At 36.5% G+C, this 14,647-nt stretch carries 14 protein-coding genes; 9 read left to right on the forward strand and 5 right to left on the reverse strand.

All coding sequences use genetic code 11. The annotated features are described in order from the left end of the window. Window positions 1-56 precede the first annotated feature (56 nt). From AAT17_RS09455 to AAT17_RS09465, 3 genes are read right to left on the reverse strand one after another with little or no spacing between them, the layout of a single operon-like run. On the reverse strand, window positions 57-1,274 hold the full coding sequence (locus AAT17_RS09455) for an NAD(P)/FAD-dependent oxidoreductase (protein ID WP_157539261.1): 1,218 nt from the start codon (window positions 1,272-1,274) through the stop codon (window positions 57-59). Next, a complete protein-coding gene (proC, locus tag AAT17_RS09460; RefSeq protein WP_060523877.1) occupies window positions 1,271-2,074 on the reverse strand; it encodes a pyrroline-5-carboxylate reductase in 804 nt (267 codons plus the stop codon). Before proC ends, AAT17_RS09455 begins: the two co-directional genes overlap by 4 nt. Window positions 2,075-2,078: 4 nt before the next feature. Next, window positions 2,079-3,527 carry an aldehyde dehydrogenase gene (locus AAT17_RS09465; RefSeq protein WP_060523879.1) on the reverse strand — a complete coding sequence of 483 codons (1,449 nt, stop codon included), beginning with the start codon at window positions 3,525-3,527 and terminating at the stop codon, window positions 2,079-2,081. A gap of 165 nt (window positions 3,528-3,692) precedes the next feature. On the opposite strand from AAT17_RS09465, the gene AAT17_RS09470 reads away from it, so the two are divergent. Beyond that, the gene (locus AAT17_RS09470; RefSeq protein ID WP_060523881.1) at window positions 3,693-4,052 is read left to right on the forward strand and encodes a hypothetical protein; all 360 of its coding nucleotides are present in this window, start codon (window positions 3,693-3,695) and stop codon (window positions 4,050-4,052) included. Beyond that, window positions 4,049-5,095 carry an FAD:protein FMN transferase gene (locus tag AAT17_RS09475; RefSeq protein WP_060523883.1) on the forward strand — a complete coding sequence of 349 codons (1,047 nt, stop codon included), beginning with the start codon at window positions 4,049-4,051 and terminating at the stop codon, window positions 5,093-5,095. The genes AAT17_RS09470 and AAT17_RS09475 overlap by 4 nt, the downstream gene beginning before the upstream one ends. Here the strand turns inward: AAT17_RS09475 and AAT17_RS09480 are convergent, their stop codons facing one another. Beyond that, window positions 5,096-5,860: a class I SAM-dependent methyltransferase gene (locus AAT17_RS09480; protein ID WP_060523885.1), complete on the reverse strand. Its 765-nt coding sequence runs from the start codon at window positions 5,858-5,860 to the stop codon at window positions 5,096-5,098. A gap of 42 nt (window positions 5,861-5,902) precedes the next feature. Further along, window positions 5,903-6,712 (reverse strand): type I methionyl aminopeptidase, encoded by an 810-nt coding sequence (map, locus tag AAT17_RS09485; RefSeq protein WP_042279719.1) that lies wholly within the window; start codon window positions 6,710-6,712, stop codon window positions 5,903-5,905. Between the two features lie 93 nt (window positions 6,713-6,805). Here map and AAT17_RS09490 point away from each other — a divergent pair, with 93 nt between their 5' ends. The 7 genes from AAT17_RS09490 (at window position 6,806) to AAT17_RS09520 (ending at window position 14,603) form a co-directional block, all read left to right on the forward strand. After that, window positions 6,806-7,591: an SDR family oxidoreductase gene (locus AAT17_RS09490; protein ID WP_060523887.1), complete on the forward strand. Its 786-nt coding sequence runs from the start codon at window positions 6,806-6,808 to the stop codon at window positions 7,589-7,591. Between the two features lie 87 nt (window positions 7,592-7,678). Further along, the gene (locus tag AAT17_RS09495) at window positions 7,679-8,761 is read left to right on the forward strand and encodes an amidohydrolase family protein (protein ID WP_042279725.1); all 1,083 of its coding nucleotides are present in this window, start codon (window positions 7,679-7,681) and stop codon (window positions 8,759-8,761) included. Window positions 8,762-8,825: 64 nt separating this feature from the next. Continuing rightward, window positions 8,826-9,842: a PLP-dependent cysteine synthase family protein gene (locus AAT17_RS09500; protein ID WP_060523889.1), complete on the forward strand. Its 1,017-nt coding sequence runs from the start codon at window positions 8,826-8,828 to the stop codon at window positions 9,840-9,842. An 83-nt stretch (window positions 9,843-9,925) separates the two neighbouring features. Continuing rightward, entirely contained in the window at window positions 9,926-11,194 is a 1,269-nt protein-coding gene (locus AAT17_RS09505; RefSeq protein ID WP_060523890.1) for a DUF2851 family protein, read from the forward strand. 15 nt (window positions 11,195-11,209) lie between these two features. Continuing rightward, window positions 11,210-11,437, forward strand: coding sequence for a PspC family transcriptional regulator (locus AAT17_RS13475; RefSeq protein ID WP_042279727.1), 228 nt, complete (start codon window positions 11,210-11,212; stop codon window positions 11,435-11,437). A 4-nt stretch (window positions 11,438-11,441) separates the two neighbouring features. After that, the gene (locus AAT17_RS09515; RefSeq protein ID WP_060523894.1) at window positions 11,442-12,443 is read left to right on the forward strand and encodes a TrkA family potassium uptake protein; all 1,002 of its coding nucleotides are present in this window, start codon (window positions 11,442-11,444) and stop codon (window positions 12,441-12,443) included. A 75-nt stretch (window positions 12,444-12,518) separates the two neighbouring features. Continuing rightward, window positions 12,519-14,603, forward strand: coding sequence for an amino acid carrier protein (locus AAT17_RS09520; RefSeq protein ID WP_060523896.1), 2,085 nt, complete (start codon window positions 12,519-12,521; stop codon window positions 14,601-14,603). Window positions 14,604-14,647 lie beyond the last annotated feature (44 nt).

The raw sequence follows: 14,647 nt of genomic DNA on the forward strand, positions 1-14,647 counted from the left end.
TCCATAGGTATTTTATTTACGAAACCGATTGAGCGTTTATAGTAATTCTCTAAAAACTACCCGTTTTTTGCGATGGATTGAGCAATTAAATAGCCACCAGTCCAGGCGTTTTGAAAATTGAATCCACCAGTAATGGCGTCTATGTTCAATATTTCACCAGCCATATAGAGGTTATTATGAATTCTAGAACCAAATGTTTTAAAATTTATTTCCTTTAAATCAACTCCGCCAGCAGTAACAAATTCTTCTTTGAATGTACTCTTACCATTAATGGTGTAAGTGCTAGTTGTTAAAAGTTGTGCTAGTTGTTGTAATTGCTTGTTACTTGCTTGTGACCAACTGGTGCTGTCTAACTGTGATTTTTCAACTAAATACCTCCATAACCTTTTAGGGAGATCGAATAGCCATTCATTGTAAATAAGCTTTTTAGAACTGTTCTTTTGCTCTAGAAGTTCTTCAAAGCATTCTTGTTCACTGTAGTATCCGGTCCAATTTATTACCAATTCAAATTTGTATTGCGCATCATTGAGTTCTCTAGCACCCCAAGCACTCATTTTTAATATTCCTGGTCCTGAAAATCCCCAATGAGTAATTAATGTCGGTCCTTCTGATTTAAGTTTGAGAGCTGGGATTTTTAGTTGGGTATTAACTGCTATACCAGCTAACTGTGTGATTTTCTTGTTAACTACGTTAAAAGTAAAAAGAGAAGGAACTGCATCAACAATAGTGTGTCCTAAGTCTTTCATTATATTCCAGATCTGTGGACTACTTCCTGCAGCAACTACTAGATTTTTTGCAGAAAGGGTTTGTTGTTTTGTCGTGATTTCCCAGTTGTTGTTAGAATTTTGAATGGCTGTTACATTGTGACTAGTAAGGATGTCGATATTATGCTTTCGCGCAAGCGAGATGAAACAGTCTATAATCGTTTGTGAAGAATCTGTAGTAGGAAACATGCGACCGTCGTCCTCTATTTTTAATTCTACACCACGTTCTTCAAACCAAGCTATAGTATCGCCTGTCATGAACGTGTGAAAGGGTCCTAGTAATTCACGCTCACCACGCGGATAATTTTTTGATAATTCTCTAGGAATGAATTGAGCGTGTGTGACATTACAACGACCACCGCCAGAAATTTTTACTTTTTGTAGCACTTCTTTACCTCGCTCTAATATAGTTATCCGTTCATTTGGATTTTGTTCTGCAAGATTGATCGCGGTAAAAAAGCCAGCCGCGCCGCCTCCGATTATGATGGTTGTGTAGTTTGTGTTCACTATTCTTTTCCTAATTCTACAGCTCGATCAAAAGCGGCATAGGCAGCATCTTGAATAAGTTGTTTAACGTTATTGTCTTCCATGGAATCAATTGCAGCTTGTGTTGTTCCTCCTTTGGATGCTACTTTATCAATCCAATGTTCTGGTGAAATATCGGATTGATTGAATAATTCAATGGCTCCTTCAAATGTGTTGCTCACTAGGACTTTTGAATCGTAATCTGAAAAACCCATTTTTAATGCCGCTTCTAGCATGGATTGCATAAAATAAAAGACATAGGCTGGACCGCTACCAGATATTCCTGTTGAGGCATCAATAAATTTTTCAGTATCCACATGAATTGATGTACCTGTTGTGTCCAGCAAATGTCTTGCTGTCAATAACTCAATTCTTGATACACTATTGGACTCTGTATAAGAAGTTACTCCTTTTCCTACTTTGGCAGGTAGATTGGGCATGGTTCGAATAACTTTATCAATTTGTAATCCTTCTTGTATAGTTTCAATGGTAACACCTGCCATAAGAGAAATGAATAGCTGTTCATTCCTTACTAAGGGTTTCATTTCTTCAAATAAACTTGTACTATGATATGGTTTAACGGCTATAAAAACGATATCAACTTTTCCTAGACAATGTTCAAGCGAGGTGTGCACTTCAAAAACACCTTCTTCTTTAAGAGTTTTTATTTTATCTGGGTCTGTGTCGTAAATCTGTATTTTTTTATTTCCTAAAAGACTGGACTGTGACATACCCATTGCATAGGTAAGTCCCATGTTACCGGCTCCTATAACTAATACTCTCATAATTCTATTTGTATTCTATACATATATTTTTTGTTTCGGTAAAGAAGTCGAGCGCATGAAAACCGCCTTCACGACCTATACCGCTGTCCTTAACACCACCAAAAGCGGTTCTTAAATCTCTATTTAACCATGTATTTACCCAAACAATTCCTGCCTCGAGCTCATTTCCTAACTTAATGCTTCTGTTGAGGTTTTCTGTCCAAACAGTTGCGCTGAGGCCATATCTTGTACCATTTGCAAGGGCGATAGCTTCCTCTTCATCTTTAAAAGTCATAAGGGTAACTACAGGCCCAAAGATTTCCTCTTGATTCAATTTACAAGTGTTGTTAGAAACTTCAATTACAGTAGGCTCAATATAATAGCCATCCTCGTAATTGGGTATTTGAAGTGTGTTGCCGCCTGTTAAAATGGTGTATTCTTCTGGGTTCGCTTTCGCGAAAGCGATATAATCCAATATTTTATCTCTATGCGAAGCACTAACCACGGCGCCGACTTTTGTAGTACTAGACATGGGATGTCCCACAGTAAGTTCCTGAACTAGTTTAATGAAGTCTTTTTTAAACTTGTCGTAGATTTCTTCTTGAACAAATATTCTAGATCCACACAAACATATTTGTCCCTGATTTGCAAATGATGATCTTACGGTAGTGTTTAGCATTTTTTCATAATCACAATCTGAAAAGATAAGATTGGGATTTTTTCCTCCTAGTTCTAGAGATAGTTTTTTAAACATAGGCGCTGCTGTTGCTGCTATCCTAGCGCCAGTATTTGTGCCACCGGTGAAACTTATAGCCTTTATCCCTGGATGTTCTACAATAGCTTGTCCACATTCTGGGCCAGTTCCATGTACTATATTAAGAACACCAGCAGGTAATCCAGCTTTTTTACAAATATTACCTAAAAGATAGGCAGTAACAGGAGTTACTTCACTGGGTTTTGCAATTACGCAATTTCCTGCTGCGATGGCTGGTGCTATTTTCCATGTAAAAAGATAAAGCGGTAAGTTCCAAGGAGATATGCAGCCTACGACTCCCAAAGGTTTGCGTAACGTATAATTCAAGGTATTTCTACCTGTGCTATCATGGGATTGACTAGCATACTGTGTTATTGCGTGAGCGAAGAATCTAAAATTTGAAGATGCTCGTGGAATGTCTACTGATTGAGCAAGCCATAAGGGCTTTCCATTATCTTGAGACTCTGCTCGAGCCAAATCTTCTAGATTTTCCTCAATTAAGTCGGCTATTTTTGAAAGTATTTTGGATTTAGTGTCAATAGGTGTGTTAGACCATGATGGAAAAGCCTTTGTAGCAGCTTGATAAGCGCTTTCAACATCAGTGTGGTTAGAGCTTGGAATTTCTCCATATATTTTACCGGTAGCAGGATCATAATTATCCATCCACATGCCACTTAAAGGTATGTGCTCTTCATTATTGATAAAGTTTTTTATATCCATAATTGGTTGTATTCACGGGCATGCAAGCTAATGAACTCACAAGGAATTTTCCCTTAATGTTACTTTAAATATAAAAAAACCCTACAGTAAGTACAGGTTAGATTTGCGACTATCATTTTGTATTATATCACTTTATACTCTTTGAATTAACCTTACTTTTGTGACATGAATCCACTTACAGATCAAGAATTACATCAACTTGCTATGAATATAGTAGGTAAAGAAATGGAAGAGGAAGGTTTTGAGTTTTTAAGTATTAATTCAAAACCTAAAAAAGATCCTCAATTTGTGGCTCTAAAAAAAGGGAAGCTACATTTTGTTGTAGTTAGAGCAATACGTTACCCTAATAATCCTGTAGAGTATGATGAAGATTTAATGATAACCATGAGAGATCATGCTGTTAAATTTAAAGCCCGTACTTTTTATGCAGGAGTAGGTCTTGCAAATTCGAATAATTATGAAATTCCAGTACACCATGATGAAGATTATGTGGTTAATTATGCTGGATTAATTGAAATAAAATGAGGTATTTAAGTTTTTTGTTGTTTGTGGTGTTAGCAACAGTAAGTTGCAAGAATCAAACACCAGAAAACGATATTCAAGCACAAAAATTCTCGGGTAATGCTATAGGTACCTATTATAATATTACCCTGTTTCATGAAAATGAAGTAGCAGTAGAAAAAAGCGTGGATAGTATAGTTGAAATGTTCAACACCTCTATGAGTACCTGGCGAAAGGGCTCGCTTATTAATCAACTTAATAACGAGGTTGATAGTGTGCTTGTAGGCAAGCCATTTAAAGAAGTATTTGAAAAGGCAAGCGATATTTATCGTAAAACCGATGGGTATTTTGACCCTACGGTAGGTAACCTTGTTAATGCTTATGGTTTTGGAGCAAATGGAGAGCAAGAAAAAATACCTACTGAAAAAGAAATAGACAGTTTAATGCGATTTGTGGGTTTTCATAACTTGTCACTTGTTCCATCAAAAATCCAAGATAGTGTCTACATTAAAAAAGAAAAGCCTGGTGTTTATATGGATTTTAATGCTATAGGTAAAGGAACATTAGTAGACTACATTGCTAGGTGGCTCACTAAACAAGGAGTTGAAAACTACCTAGTGGATATAGGTGGAGAAGTATATGCCAAAGGTAAAAACCTAGAACGCAACGGTAGTTGGTCCGTTGGAATTGAGGATCCTAAGAAAAAAGGGAATAAGACCAGTTACTTATCTGTTGTTGAGTTAACCGATAAGGCTATGGCAGGTAGTGGTAATTATCGCAAGTTTAAAATTGACTCAAGCTCGGGTCAAGAGTATGTTCATACGGTAAATCCATTAACTGGTAAAGCACAACCTTCACAGGTTATAGGTGTAAACGTGATTGCAAGTTCCTGTACTCTAGCTGATGGTTATGCTACAGCCTTTATGGCAATGCCATTAGAAAAATCTAGAATTCATCTTAAAAACTTGCCCGAAATAGAGGTTATAATAATGTATATAGATGAAAATGGTATGTTAAGGTTTGAAACTACTCCAGGATTTAAACAATATGTAAAAAAGGCGATTTAATTATTTCCTTACAACTGGTATAAGTTCACCTGCGGCTAGTCTATAACGGTCAATTTCTTTGCTACTAAGGGTAGTTGTATAATCAACAGCTTCAACCTTAAAACCAATAGATTCTAATTTATTGAAGTAGTCCATTCCATATACACGAACGTGGTCATACTGCCCAAAAATTTGAGCTCGCTGTTTAGGATCGGTAATACTATCATCTTCAAAGGTCTCCTTTCTTTTCATGTCCAGCGGTATTTGGAGAACAGCGGTGCCACCTGGTTTTAAAACCCTATAAAGCTCTTGCATGGCTTTTGTGTCGTTGGTAATGTGTTCCAATACATGATTACACAGAATTAAATCATACTGATTATCTTCAAAGGGTAATTCACAAATATCCGCCTGAACATCAGCAAGTGGTGATTCTATGTCTGTCGTAGTATAATCTATGTTATCGCTGTTGCGAAAACGGTTATAAAAACACTGCTCAGGAGCAAAATGCAATAGTTTTAAAGGTTTGGTGAATACTTGTAATTCCCTATTTAAATAAAGCCATAGAAGCCTATGCCTTTCTAATGAAAGTGTGCTAGGTGACAACACATTTTCTCTTACATTTTCATACCCATAAGGTAAAAATGAAGAAAAAGTTTTACCATCGATAGGATCTTCATATTTATTACCCTTATACCACCACGCAATAATTGGGCGCACCCAATAACTTGCTTTAATGAGCCATGTTCTAGGTATCAGGTTAAGGAAAAATTTGAAAAGTTTTTTCAATATGAGATTTATCTAAAAATTAAATAGAATCAAGGTAAACAATTAATCGATCCAACGATAAGGATCTTCCTCGTTTGATGTAATGCCTAAAACCTCATATATGTAGTCAAAAGTACTCAGTAACCTAGGTTCTCCATTAACAATAGCTACGTCGTGCTCAAAATGTGCACTTGGTTTTTTATCCCGTGTGGTTATCGTCCATCCATCACTATGGTGCTTGATGTTTTTGGTTCCCAGATTAATCATAGGTTCGATAGCTACTGTCATTCCTTCTACAAATTTCTTGCCTCTACCTCTTTTACCATAGTTAGGCATTTGAGGATCCTCATGCATCACTTTACCTATTCCATGACCGACTAATTCTCGTACAACACCGTATCCGAAGCTTTCGCAATAATTCTGTATGGCATATCCCACGTCACCAACACGGTTTCCAGTTTTAAATTGCTCTATTCCTAGATAGAGAGAATTCTTAGTTCGGTCTAATAAATCTTGAGTTTCTTGTGGGATTTCTCCAACGGCAAAGGTGTAAGCATGATCACCATAAAAACCTTCAACGATAGCACCACAATCTACAGATAGTATATCACCTTCTTTAATTTCAACATTTTTAGGAATCCCATGGACAACTTCTTCATTTGGAGAAATAAGTAAAGTACTAGGACAATCGTACAATCCTTTAAAACCCGGAATTGCACCATGATCTCTGATAAACTGTTCAGCGAGTTCATCGAGTCTTAATGTGGTTACACCTGGTTTAATTTCACTAGCTACCATTCCTAGAGTTTTACTTACCATTAAGGCTGCTTTACGCATTATCTCTAGTTCTTCCTTTGTTTTTGTTACGATCATTAGATTGAAATATACTGCAAAAATACTCCTATTTAAGAGATTTGCATAGAACTACATAAGGGGTTTGCTGGTTAATTTCTGTAAATTCGCTACATGAAAATAGATCTTAAAGATAAAACCGCCCTAGTATGCGGTAGTAGTACTGGAATAGGAGAATCTACAGCGAGGTTAATGGCTGTAGCAGGTGCTAGAGTTGTCCTTCTCGCCCGCAATCCTAATAAACTTCAAAAAGTATTGTCTACTTTGGATACCACGCATAGAGATGATCACACCTATCTTGTTGCCGATTTTTCAAATTATAAGGAAGTGGATGAGGTAGTTTCCGCTTTCGCGAAAGCGAACCCAATTCACATTTTAGTCAATAATACAGGCGGACCTGCACCTGGCTATTTAATAGATGCTGAGGTGAAGGCGCTTGAAGATGGATTCACACAGCATATAAAGTGTAATCAAGTATTAGTTAAAGCATGTGCTCCTGGGATGAAAGAAGCAGGATACGGGCGAATCATAAATATCATATCAACAAGTGTAAAAGCGCCCATTGAATTTTTAGGAGTGTCTAACGTAATTAGAGGAGCCGTTGCAAATTGGGCAAAAACATTGAGTAATGAGTTAGGACCATATGGTATCACAGTGAATAATGTACTACCAGGTTTTACCGCTACCGAAAGATTGGACAAGATTATCGCAGGTAAAGCAAATAGAGCTGGTCATAGCGAGGAACAAGCTGCAGAAATTATGAAAAATTACGTTCCTGCTAGACGTTTTGCGCAACCGGAAGAAGTAGCCAATGCTGTGTTGTTCCTATCTAGTAATCTAGCAGGATATATCAACGGTATAAATCTGCCAGTCGATGGTGGGCGAACTAAGAGTTTGTAGCAAAAGGAAGATTTTAAGAAGAATAGTTTTTTTAATATTCTAAATAAGCAATCTGTTTTACTAATTTTATAAACCATCTACAATATTATGTCCAAAAAACTACGTATTAACGGTCACTCACATTTACTTCCTTATCCAGAGGAGATACCTGATTTCATGCGTGAAAAAGGAATCTTTTGGGTAGATAAGGATCGTAAAAAGATGCTCCAAAAAGATTGGGAGAGACCCGTTACGGATTCTAGCTTTTTCTTGAAAGAGAAACTAGAGTGGATGGACAAATACAAGATTGATCATGCGGTTATTTTAAATTTAAGTCAATTGTATGGAAATGGTTTGAGGTTGGAGGAAATGAAACAAGCCTTACGATTTCAAAACGACTTTAACGCAAGAGTGCAACACGATCATCCTAATAAATTCACCTGTGGATTTGTAGTGCATCCAGGTTTTATACGTGGTGCTTTGTGGGAGATAGAACGATGTGTAAAAGTTCTAGGCATGAGATTACTGTGTTTACCTACTCATTATATGGATACTATAGGTCAATGGCGTTGTATTTTTGATGAGGAAAATGAACCTATCTTTGAACTTGCAAGTGAGCTCAATCTCGCTGTAGAAATTCATCCGTATGATGGAGAGAAGTTTATCAAACTTCAAAATACAGCATGGCGTTTTCATCTTATCTGGATGCTTGCACAATGCGCCGATGCCTATCATTTTTTAACTCTAAATGGATATGCCCAAAAGTATCCAGGTATGAGAGTTTGTTTTGCACATGGTGGTCAGTTAGCCCAAATGAACTTAGGCCGCAGGATTCAAGGTTTTGATGGTCGACCAGATTTATTTGAGGGTAAAACACATCCTCGTAAAAGTGTAGGCCATCCTAATATATTCTTTGATACACTAGTCCACGATACTGGTTCTCTAGAACTTTTAGTAAAAAATCAAGGTGCTCAACAAATTCTTGTAGGTCTGGATGATCCATATCCATTAGGAGAAATGGATAGTGAAAAACAAAGTAGTTATCCTGGGAAAATTCTTGATTTGGCTATTGATCGCAAGATTATAACACAATCTGATTATGAAGGCATGTGGGATGAGCATGTGGTAAGATGGTTGTTTGGAAAAGATGAAAACGCAAAAAAAGAATTCTACCAGCGTATACTCTCTTAAAGCTTTTTAAAAAGCTAGATTACGTTATTTAAAACGGTATTTTTGCAACCTCTTAATGCAATTTATGAAATACGCAGAAAATATTTTAGGGACGATAGGTGACACTCCATTGGTTAAAATGAACAAGCTAGTTGAGGATATTCCAGCATTAGTCCTAGCTAAATACGAAACTTTTAATCCAGGAAACAGCGTTAAAGACCGTATGGGACTTAAAATGATAGAAGATGCCGAGGCTGATGGAAGACTAAAACCAGGTGGAACTATCATTGAAGGAACCAGTGGAAACACAGGTATGGGACTGGCACTCGCTGCAATCATAAAAGGTTACAAATTAGTTTGTGTATTAAGTGATAAGCAGTCAAAAGAAAAAATGGATATTTTGAGAGCTGTAGGTGCTCAAGTGCATGTGTGCCCAACTGATGTGGCTCCTGATGATCCTAGATCTTATTATTCTACCAGTAAGAGATTAAGCGAGGAAACTCCTAACTCTTGGTATGTTAATCAATATGATAATCCTTCTAATTGTAAAGCGCATTATGAGTCTACTGGGCCAGAAATTTGGGAACAAACAGAAGGTAAGGTTACTCATTTCGTCGTAGGAGTAGGAACTGGTGGTACCATTTCGGGAGTAGGAACTTATTTAAAATTACAAAACCCAAATGTCAAAGTTTGGGGAATTGATACCTACGGATCAGTTTTCAAAAAATATCATGAAACAGGAATATTTGATGAAAACGAGATACATCCTTATATAACAGAAGGTATAGGTGAAGATATTTTACCACTCAACGTAAGATTTGAAGTGATCGATGGTTTTACTAAAGTAACTGATCGAGATGCAGCGGTTTATACTAGAAGACTTGCCGCAGAAGAAGGAATGTTTTTAGGAAATAGTGCAGGTGCGGCCATTAAAGGTTTACGCCAAATTCATGAGCAAGTTGGATTCACTAAGGATGATGTGGTAGTTATTCTATTCCATGATCACGGAAGCCGTTACGTAGGTAAGTTTTTCAATGATGATTGGATGCTGGAAAAAGGATGGTTAAATGAAGATGGTAGTTATTTGCCAGATGAAAAATAATTTACTTCACCTATAGGTAGTGTGAGGTACAGTTGAAGGTTATAATTTTTGTTCTAAGTTTACAAAGATTATGACCTTTTTTTATGCAAGAAGATTTTATTCATTACTTATGGAAGTTTAAAAAGTTATCAGGTATTACTTTAACTACTACAGATGGTGTTGATCTTGTTATTCAATCCTTAGGTTCCCATAATTTTGAAAGTGGTCCAGATTTCTTTAATGCTAGACTTAAAATAGGAAATCAACAATGGGCAGGTAATGTAGAAATGCATGTAAAAGCTAGTGATTGGTTTCTTCACGGTCACGACGATGATCCTGCTTATGATAACGTGATTTTACACGTGGTGTGGCAGCACGATGCTGAAATTTCAACTCGAGATGGGATTAAAATACCTGTTCTAGAAGTTTCAAGATTTGTTCCAGAAAATCTAGTGATGTCCTACCGCAAGCTTTTTGCACATAAAAACAATCAGTTTATAAACTGTGAGCAGGATTTACCGCACGTAAATGAATTTAAACTCAACTTATGGTTGGAAAAATTATTTATAAATAGATTGCAACAAAAATCTGCTAGGATTAAACACTATTTGAAACAATCCAATAACGATTGGGAAGCAGCTTTTTTTCAGTTATTGGCTCGTAGCTTTGGTACAAAAACAAATGTTGATGCTTTTGAACAGTTGGCACAAAGCATCGATCAGGCTACTGTGCGCAAATTGGCTCGTGATTCTTTTCAGTTAGAAAGTGCACTATTAGGTCAGTCAGGATTATTGGATGAGAAAAAGGAAGATAGGTATTACGAATTGTGTGTTAAAGAGTACGCTTTCGCGAAAGCGAAATATCAAATACAGCCATCGCTCACACCTATGAAGTTTTTTAGATTGAGACCGGCAAATTTTCCTACGGTGAGAATTTCACAGTTGGCCATGTTATACCATAGAAAACCTATGTTATTTGCTGAGGTTTTGCTTGCTGTAACTAAAGAGGATGTGTATAATTTATTTGAAGTAAAGGCATCTAAATACTGGGATGATCACCATGTTTTTGATAAGAAGACTAATGACCAGCCTAAAAGATTAACTAAGGCTTTTATAGATTTAATCATTATCAATTGTATCGTGCCTATAAAATTTTATTATGGTCAACAAATAGGTAAGGAAAATACTGAAGAATTACTCGCACTTATGGATTCTGTTAAAGCAGAAAGTAACGCGGTCATAAATGGATTTAAAAAGTTGATTGATGTAAAATCGGCATTAACTTCACAATCACTGTTGCAATTAAAACCTAATTATTGCGATAGAAATAAGTGTTTGCAATGTGATGTAGGTGTTTCACTAGTCAGGAATTAATAGTATTTTTACTTTATGGGAATGGTAGCTAGTTTAAGAACTTATCTAGAAAAATACGGGTTTTATGTTTCTACACGGTTAGCAGATCGTTTAGGGATGAGAGCGCGAAGTGTAAGAATTACCTTTATATACTTTACGTTTGCTACGCTCGGTGCTGGATTTGCGGTATATTTAATTATTGCTTTTTGGTTAAAAATAAAAGACTTAGTATACGTAAAGCGAAGTTCTGTCTTTGATCTTTAAGCTAATGAGTAGGAAGATAAAAATTGCACTTACTTTACTTCTTAGTATTCTTTGTGCTGGTGTGATTGGATTCATGGTGACCATGGATCTAGACATGATCGATGCTCTATATATGACGGTGATTACGATTACTACTGTAGGCTATCGAGAAATTGGAAACCCATCGCCGCAAGCTAAATTATTTATCATAGCGCTTATCTTAGTAAGTGTAGTTGCAGTGGGATATGCTGTTAGTGTTTTTACAGAGTATTTAATCTCACGAAGTTCAGTACGAGATATTATTTTTAAAAGACAACTTAAACAAATAAAAAACATGGAGAATCATGTTATTGTTTGCGGTTATGGTCGCAACGGGCGTCAAGCGGTTGAAAAGTTACAAGATTATAATCGTGATTTTATAGTTCTTGAAAAAAATCAAGAAGTTATAGATGAAGCTAGCTTGGATAGTAAATACTTTTTAAGAGGTAATGCAAACGAGGATGAAACCTTGCTTAATGCTGGAATCGAACGTGCCAGTGTTTTAATATCAGCTCTTCCTGATGATGCAGATAATCTCTTTGTAGTTTTAAGTGCTAGGCAGTTGAATAGTAAGTTGATGATTATATCAAGAGCTAGTGAAGAGACAACTGTGCGTAAACTTAAACTAGCAGGAGCCAATAACGTTATCCTACCTGACTTAATAGGCGGGCAGCATATGGCTTCATTAATTGTAAGTCCAGACTTAATAGAGTTTTGGGATAATTTGAGTTATGGTGGTAATGATGGAGTTAATCTAGAACAAGTTTCATTTGAGCAAATGTTTGATCACAAAAGGTCTTGCAATATTCTAGACTTAAACCTAAGAAAAGAAACTGGTTGTACAATTATTGGGTATAAAAACCCTAATGGAGATTATATTGTAAATCCTGATCCCTCGATCGAATTAGTTCCTGGATCAAAAATAATAGTAGTTGGAAATACCAATCAAATACAACATTTACAAAAGGTATATCGCATAGGAGACTAAGGGTTTATCACTTTTAAATTTTTAATTAGCAATATTTTTTAAGATATTGCTGCCTTGTTTAATCAAATTTAATATATGAGGAGTATTTACATACTGGTTGCTGCCTTTCTTATAACCACGTTAGGTAACGCACAAGAGCTTATTTTAAAGGCTCAAACTACTAACCCGACATCAGAGATAAATGATGGTTCTATTACCGTTACTGTGTCAGGTGGTAAAGCACCATATACTTACAAATGGTCCAATCAATCCACTCCATTAAAATCAAATACCGCAACTTCACTTACTGAAGGGATTAATTATACAGTTGAGGTAACAGATGCCGACGGAAATAACGTGGCAGGAGTATACGAAGTTAAAGCAGAAAGTATAGTAGAGCATTTGAATGGTGCTGCCGTGCCTGCTGTAGGAGCTTTGGGGAATGTACTATTCTGGGATTTATTTTCGGCAATTGGAATTTACGATCCAGTTGTTTATGCAGAATCAAAAAAGATTTCTATACCTAACTGGGAAGCTGGAGACACAAATAAGTATACGCTTAAACAATGGTTGAAAAACGACGGTGAAAAAGTAAAAAAAGGTGATGAGGTTGCTATTGTTGCAGTAGAAAATGGTCAAGATGTTGTTGTTTCCTCACCAGCTAGTGGTGAATTTAACCACTTACAAAGTCGTGGTAAAGACCTTAATCCTGGGGACGTTATTTATAATGGAGAAAACAGTGGCGATGTTATAGAAACAGGAGCTCATTTGTTTGCACAAGTTAAGTATGATGAAAAGGTTCCTTTACTTCATCCTAATGGTGATGTTCAACAAAAGCCTATTCCGTTTATTGTAATTTGGTTAGTGCTAGGGGCTTTATTCTTTACATTGAGAATGGGATTCATCAATTTCAGAGGATTTAAGCATTCCATAGATCTTGCAAAAGGAAAGTACGATGACCCAACAGCACCAGGTCAGGTTACTCACTTCCAGGCTTTGGCAACAGCAGTTTCAGGAACTGTAGGATTAGGAAATATAGCGAGTGTAGCTGTAGCAATTTCTATAGGTGGAGCAGGAGCTACATTTTGGATGATAGTAGCAGGACTACTAGGTATGTCTTCAAAATTTGTGGAATGTACTCTTGGTGTAAAATATAGAGATATTTCAAGTACAGGAGCTGTTTATGGTGGTCCTATGAACTACTTGAGATATGGTCTTGAAAAACAAAATAAAAAAGGTCTAGGTAAAGTATTGGCAGTTTTATTTGCAGTACTTGCAATTGGAGCTTCCTTTGGTGGTGGTAATATGTTCCAGTCTAATCAAGCTTTTGAAGGTCTAGCAACTCAATTTACTTTCCTAGAAGGACATGGATTTATATTTGGTATAATAACAGCAGTATTAGTCGGTGTGGTAATAATTGGTGGTATCCAAAGTATCGCAAAAGTTACAGGTAAAATAGTTCCATTCATGGCTAGTGTTTACATAATAGCAGCGCTAGCGGTTATAATTATTAATATAGAGAATGTAGGGCCTGCATTTTCTGCAATTATTGATGGTGCTTTTAGTCCTTCGGCATTAAAAGGTGGTGTTATTGGGGTGTTGATTATTGGATTTCAACGTGCTGCTTTTTCAAACGAAGCTGGTGTAGGGTCTGCTGCAATTGCTCACAGTGCTGCAAAAACGCATCATCCACCTTCTGAAGGTTTTGTTGCATTATTAGAGCCTTTCATCGATACTGTAGTGGTTTGTACACTTACGGCTTTAGTATTAATCTTTACAGGAATGCACGAGGTAGAAGGACTTACAGGAGCTCAACTTACTTCTGATGCCTTTGGTAGTGTTATATCTTGGTTCCCATATGTTTTAGCAGGAGCAATTTTCCTTTTTGCATTCAGTACAATGATAAGTTGGTCTTATTATGGAATGCGTGCTTGGACCTATCTATTTGGAAAAGGTCGTATGGTAGAGATTGCTTATAAAATGATTTTCTTAATCTTTGTAGTTATAGGTTCTTCTGTATCGTTGGGTGCTGTTTTAGACTTTTCAGATATGATGATACTCGCTATGTCATTCCCTAATATTATTGGATTGTATCTAATGTCAGGTGAAGTTAAACGTGATCTTAATGAATACTGGCGTAAGCTTAAATCAGGAGAATTAGGCTTGAAAAAAGATGCATAATACAGTTTTATGAATCAATTTAAATCCCTCTTTGCTTTTACTAA

It is taken from the genome of Nonlabens sp. MIC269, from assembly GCF_001430865.1.
Taxonomy (GTDB): domain Bacteria; phylum Bacteroidota; class Bacteroidia; order Flavobacteriales; family Flavobacteriaceae; genus Nonlabens; species Nonlabens tegetincola.